Source organism: uncultured Clostridium sp. (assembly GCF_947072515.1).
In the GTDB taxonomy this organism is placed as follows: domain Bacteria; phylum Bacillota; class Clostridia; order Clostridiales; family Clostridiaceae; genus Clostridium.
The window spans coordinates 59949-66747 of the sequence record NZ_CAMTIG010000019.1 but is presented as its reverse complement, the minus strand read 5'-3'; the positions used below and the strand labels follow the sequence as shown (position 1 = coordinate 66747).

Below are 6799 nucleotides of genomic sequence, written 5' to 3'. Positions count from 1 at the left end.
GAAATTAAAGAGGTGCGAAAGCATCTTTTTTTTATATATTTCAAATGGTTAAAAAAGGAAAAATATGATAAAATTAGAACAAAAGTTCGTTTGTATTATAGAGGAGGGAATATGGAAAACATAAAGATTTTACATTGTGGGGATGTACATTTAGACACTCCATTTAGAGAATTTGATAGTAAGCTAGCTGGAAAAAGTAGAGAAGATATAAAAAAAGTTTTAAGGAATATTATAGATATATGTAATGATGAAAAAGTTGAAATATTATTAATTGCAGGAGATTTTTTTGATAATAATACTGTAAAGAAGGAAACCTTAGATTTTATAAGAAATATATTTCAGTGTTTAGAATATACAAAAGTTTTTATAAGTCCAGGAAATCATGATCCATTTTATGAAAAATCCTTTTATACACTTATTGATTGGCCAGAAAATGTATATATATTTAAAGGGAAACTTGAAAGAGTAGATTTAGAAAAAGTATCTATACATGGGTTTGGTTTTAATAAGAAATATGAGCATGAAGGTCTTTTACAAAATATAGAGATAAATAAAGAAAAGATAAATATTTTAGTTGGACATGGTGATATAAATGATAAGGAGAGTGAGTATAATCCTATAAGTAAAGAAGATATATATAATAGTGGATTGGATTATATAGCATTAGGACATATTCATAAGTTTAGTGGAGTAAAAAAAAGTGGTAAAACATCTTATGCTTATTCAGGATGCCCACAAGGCAGGGGATTTGATGAAGAAGGTGATAAGGGAGTATTAATCGGAAATGTTGGAAGAGAATATGTGGATTTAGAATTTAGAAAAACCTCAACTAGAAATTTTGAAACAATAGAAGTTAAAATAGATGAAGCAAAAACTAATTTTGAGGTTGAAGAGTTAATATTAAATAGTATAAAAGATAGAGAAAAAGAAAATGGATTCTTTAAAATCATTTTAAGAGGAGAAATTGAAGATAAATATATATTAAATTCAGAAAATATAGAAGAAAATATTAAAGAAAAATTTAATTTTATTAAAGTGGTAGATAAGATTAAGTTAAAAATATCAGAGAGTGATGAGGATGAAAATTCAGTAAAAGGTTTATTTGTTAAATATATAAAAGAATTAAATATAGATGAAGAGATTGCAAATATAGCTTTAAATATAGGGCTTAAAAGTTTAAGGGAAGAAGAGGTATATTTGGATGATTATTAAGGAGATAAATATAAGAAGTTTTGCTGGATTAAAAAATAAAGTAATAGTTTTAGATGAAAATCTAAATTTAATATATGGTGAAAATGAAAAAGGAAAATCAAGCATTCAAGCATTCATTAAATTATGGCTTTTTGGCATACAAAAAGGAGATAGAGTATCTAGAGAAAAATATCTTCCCTTTAATGGAGAAAAAATGGATGGAGATTTAAAGGTCGACTATAAAGGTCATGAATATATTATAAAAAGAAGATTTGGGAAATCTAAAAAGGATGATTTTTTAGAAACTATAGATGGAATGAGTGGAGAAAAGATAAATTTAAAGGGAAAAGAAATTGGTGAATATTTCTTTGAGATTTCAGAAAAGACATTCACTAAGACTGCATTCATAAGTCAACAAGGAGTAGAAGTAATAAAGGATAAGAAAGAGGACGGAATAAAAGAAAGACTACAAAATATTTTTATAACAGAAAATGATGAGGTTTCGATAGAAAAAGCGATAGAAAAGTTAAAATTAAAAAGAAAAGAAATTAGTAATAATAGACAAAATGGAAAACTAGATTTAATAAATAAAAAAATAGATACTAAAGTAAGAGAATATCATAAAACTAATGCTGCAATAGAGAGTAATTTAGAAATACAATTAAGTTTGAAAAATGAAAAAATAAAAAGAAATAATGCTAAGGAAAAAATAGATAAATTAGAAGTTTATAAAAAGCATTTGAAGAAGATGTATTTAAGAAAAGATTATGATGATATATTAAAGTATTTTAATAAAAATAAAGAGATAAAAGAAGCAAAAGAAAAAATAAATAATGAGTTGGTAAAGGATGACTTTAAAATTACAGAAGATTATTTAGATAAAATGGAAATGAAAATAATAGAGTATCTGAATTTAAAAGGAAAAGTAGAAGAAGAACTTAAACATAAAGAAAATTATTTAAATAGTAAAGAATATATAGAAAAAGATGAAGAGTTTGAAGTTTTCAGTTCATTAGGTGGCAATGTAAAAGAAAAATTAATCAAATTGAATTCTGAAATAAGTGTTTTTAAAGAAAAGCTAGATAATGAGAAAAAGTTATATGCATTAATTGAAGAAGAAGAAAGAAAAATATTTATTAATGATAAAAAGCTTGGAGAACTAAAAAAAATAAAGGATAATAGGGAGCATTTAAAAAAGCTTTTAAATAGAGAAGAAGAGTTAGAAAAAAACTTGAAAATAAATAAGGTGGCTATAGATAGTAAGGCAATTATAGGTATTGCAGTTATATTATTATGTGGAATGAGTATAGGTGTTGTTTATAAAAATTATATATTATTAATTATATTAATTGGAGCAGGAGCTTTTTTAGGATATTTTTATTATGCTCAAAATAATAAAGCGAATAAAGGAGAGAAGAGAACAGAAGAAAAATTAAAAGAAGTGAAACGAGAATTACAGAAATATGATTGTACTAAAGAAAATTTAGAGTATATAGATAAAATTGCAAGGGATGAAGAAAAATCAAATTTTATTATTGAAGAAAGATTAAATAGAATAGAAGACTTAAACTTAGATGAAGAGAGAAAAAGACATATTCAAAATGAAAAAATGATAGAATCTATTTTAAGCATGACAGATTCTAAAAATATTGAGGAATTACTTTTAAAAGTAGATAACTATGAGAAAAATAATTCAAGGTTAGAGGTTCTAAAAAATGATATTTTATTTATAAATAAAAATATAGAAGATTTAAATATTAAAAGCAGAGAAATAAAAAATATTGTATTAGAAGAAATAATAAAGATTGAAGAGAATGCAGATATTAATAATGGGTTAGAAGTAGTAAAAGAATATAGAGAAAAAATAAAAAGAAAACGAGAATTATCTTTAGATATAAAAAATATAGAGGAAGCATATAACACACTTTTAAAAGATAGAGATATAAATGAAATTAAAGAAAGTTTAGAGATAGCATCTGATGAAGAGGTTTCAGAATATAAGAAAGAGGAAGAAATAGAGATAGAATTAAAAAGATATTCGAAAGAATTAATGGAAATGGAAAAAGAAATAAAGGTTTTAGAGGGTGAAATAAAACTTAGCCTTAACGGCTTTAGGGATATTAATATTATAAAAGAAGAAATAGATAATTTAAATGAAGAAAGAATTAAAGGGGAGAAAAATGTTAAAGCTATAGATATAGCCTTAAGTGGTTTAAATGAGATTGAGCAGAATATAAAAGCAAAATTTGCACCAGAAGTAAATAAATACGTAGGTAAGATATTTAATAAGCTTACAAATGGAAAGTATAAGAATGTAATTTTAAAGGAAGACTATTCATTAGAAGTTCAAGGAGAAAGATGGTTTAAAAGTAAATTTTTAAGTGGTGGTGCAAAAGATCAAATTTATTTAGCATTAAGATTAGCATTTATAAATATTATATTTAAAAAAGAAGAGATTCCAATTATCTTTGATGAAGTGTTTCTTCAATATGATGATAATAGACGTGAAATAGCCATAAAATATCTAGATACAGAAGTTAAAAATCAAAAAATAATCTTTACTTGTCAAAAGATAGAAGAAGAGATCATAAATAGGAATAAAATTAAATATAATAGGGTAGTTATTTAATTGACAAGAAGGAAAAATATAGGTATTATTTACTTGTAAATGCAAATCATATGCAAAAGGAGTAAATAATGAAAAAGATTTTAGTAGTAGCAATGATAGGGATAATGGCATTAACTGCTGTTAGTTGCTCAAAAGATAAAAAAGAAAAGACTGAAGACGATAAAATTAAGATTACAGCATCAATTTTTCCTGTAGCTGAAGTAACTAAAGCTATTGGTGGAGATAAAGTCCAGGTTCAAACACTTGTACCAGCAGGGCAAGAACCACATCATTTTGAACCGAATACAGGAGCATTTAAAGAATTATTAGGAAGTAAACTATTTATTTATAATGGTTTAGGAATGGAAGAATGGCTAAATGATGTTAGTGGTAAATTAAAAGAAAATAATATACCAATGATTGATGCAAGTGCAGGAGTAAATGTATTGAAAGATGGAGATAAAGTAGATCCACATGTATGGCTTAGCTTAAAACAAATTCAAGTAGAAGCTAAGAATATAGAAAATGCATTAATAAAAGAAGATCCATCTAATGCAAAGTATTATGAGGATAATTATAATACTTTCATCAATCAATGTAATGAATTATATAACAAATATAAAGAAAAATTTGAATCACTAAAAGATAAGAATTTTGTGACAGGTCATGCAGCATTTGGTTATCTTTGTAGAGAGTTTGGATTAAAACAAGAATCTGTAAGTACTTTATTTGCAGATGGAGAACCTACACCAGGTAAACTTCAAAGTTTAGTTGAATATTGTAGACAAAATAATGTTAAGGTAATTTTCTCAGGAACATTATCAGAACCAAAAACTTCAGAAACTTTGGCAAAAGAGGTTGGGGCAAAAGTTGTTAAACTTTATACATTAGAATCAAGTGATGACAATAAAACATATTTAGAAGCCATGGAATATAATTTAGAAACTATATACAATAATTTGAAATAAAGAATACTTGAAAATAAAATAGTTTATATTGGGGTTGTAATAAAGCAACCCCTTTTAGTTGCTAAAATAAAAAAAATAAGAAGATAAAAATAATAGATACACAATTAAAGTGATAATATATTAGGATAGGCCTTAGTTACAATGTTTTTATTGTTAACTTATGGTATAATTTACATAAATAAAGTAAAAAAAAGGAGTAGTTAAATTTAATGAAGGCACTTAAATTTTATGAGAGAAATATAGAAGAGAGTAAGAAAGAAATAGAGAAAATTCATAAACAAAGTTTAATCATAGGTTGGTTAAGATTAGTTGCAATAATTTTATTAGTCTTTTCCGTATATAAATTTTATTCTAAAGATAATATTACTTTGATGGTAGGTAGTGGAATATTATTTGTGGCTGTATTTATTGGGTTAGTATTAGTTCACAATAAGTTTTTAGGTAGAGAAAAAAGTCATAAACTTATGATTGAAATAAATGAAAAGGGAATTAAAAGATTAAATGGAGAATTTAAAAATGAGAAGGATATGGGCGAAGAATACATAGATGAGAAACATCCATATACTTATGATTTAGACATATTTGGGAAGAACTCGCTTTTTCAGCTTATAAATACAACAGTTACGAAAGCAGGAAGAGAAAAGCTTGCAAAAATGTTGAGTAGAAATACTATTTCAACAGTTGAAGAGATAACTAAGAAACAAAAGGGAATAGATGAATTAGCTAAAAAAGCTAATTGGAGACAAAAGCTTATATTAAAGGGTATGATGAATGTAAGTAATAGTAAAGAAGAAGTAAATGAAATAGAGTACTTAAAAGAATGGAGCAAAAGTGAAGTTAAAAAAGTAGGATATAGAAAATATATAGCTATATTCTTTATTGTAGTAACATTTGGATGGATGATATTAAGTGCTTTAGGATACTTAAGATGGACTGAACTTATAATAGTTTTAATGATTAACTATTTAGTTATAAAGAATTTAATTAAGGATAGTAAAGCAGACTTAGAGATGTTTTCCATAATGAAAAGAACTGTAAAAGCTTATTCTGAAATTTTAGAATCTATTGAGGATGAAGACGTAGATTCGGAATATTTAAGAGAGATTCAAAATAAAATAAAAAATACAGAAGAAGGTACTTCATGTAAAAAAGAAATGAAAAAATTAGTATCTATATTAGATTGGATAGGAGATAGTAGAGGAAATGCATATTATCTTTTAATAAATCTATTTATTTTTTCTGATGTATTTTTAATTTCAAACTTAGAGAAGTGGAAAGAGAAGAATGGAAAATATTTAGAAGAGTGGATAGATGCAATGGGAGAGTTTGATGCATTAGCGAGTGTTTCTAATTTACCATTTGATTTTGAAAATTGGGTATATCCTAAGATAGCAGATGCAAAGGTAGTTAAAGGAAAAGATATAGGTCATCCTATTTTAGGAACACGAGCAGTTAAAAATGACTATAGTTTAGAAGAAAATAAAAAGGTTACATTAATAACAGGCTCGAATATGTCGGGTAAAAGTACATTCTTGAGAACTGTAGGTTTAAACTTAGTTCTTTCATATTTGGGAGCACCAGTAAGTGCGGAAAAATTTGAATGTGGATTATTTGATCTATATACATGTATGAGAACAAAGGATAATTTACAAGAAAGTATATCATCATTTTATGCAGAGATATTGAGAATAAAATTGTTAATAGAGGGAGCAAAAGAAGGAAAAAGAATTTTCTTTTTATTAGATGAAATTTTTAAAGGAACAAATTCAAAAGATAGGCATACAGGAGCAACTGTGCTTATAGAGCAGCTTATGGACGAAGGTGCAGTAGGATTAGTTTCTACTCATGATTTAGAACTTTGCGACTTAGAAGAAAAAGATGTTAGAATTAATAATAAAAATTTCAGAGAATACTATGAAGATAATAAAATAAAATTCGATTATAAATTAAGAGAGGGAAAAAGTAAAACTCAAAACGCAATTCATTTAATGAAACTTGCAGGAATTGAGTTTGACGCTAAAAATTAAAGTAC

At 25.6% G+C, this 6799-nt stretch carries 4 protein-coding genes; all 4 read left to right on the top strand.

Going from position 1 to position 6799, the window contains the following annotated elements; translation table 11 throughout:
• Positions 1 to 111 precede the first annotated feature (111 nt).
• The 4 genes from Q0W06_RS09065 (at position 112) to Q0W06_RS09050 (ending at position 6794) form a co-directional block, all read left to right on the top strand.
• Positions 112 to 1212 carry a DNA repair exonuclease gene (locus tag Q0W06_RS09065; RefSeq protein ID WP_297634119.1) on the top strand — a complete coding sequence of 367 codons (1101 nt, stop codon included), beginning with the start codon at positions 112 to 114 and terminating at the stop codon, positions 1210 to 1212.
• Positions 1202 to 3820 carry an AAA family ATPase gene (locus Q0W06_RS09060; protein ID WP_297634117.1) on the top strand — a complete coding sequence of 873 codons (2619 nt, stop codon included), beginning with the start codon at positions 1202 to 1204 and terminating at the stop codon, positions 3818 to 3820. Before Q0W06_RS09065 ends, Q0W06_RS09060 begins: the two co-directional genes overlap by 11 nt.
• Before the next feature lie 68 nt (positions 3821 to 3888).
• A complete protein-coding gene (locus Q0W06_RS09055; RefSeq protein ID WP_297634115.1) occupies positions 3889 to 4767 on the top strand; it encodes a zinc ABC transporter substrate-binding protein in 879 nt (292 codons plus the stop codon).
• A 209-nt stretch (positions 4768 to 4976) separates the two neighbouring features.
• Positions 4977 to 6794 (top strand): MutS family DNA mismatch repair protein, encoded by a 1818-nt coding sequence (locus Q0W06_RS09050; protein ID WP_297634112.1) that lies wholly within the window; start codon positions 4977 to 4979, stop codon positions 6792 to 6794.
• Positions 6795 to 6799 lie beyond the last annotated feature (5 nt).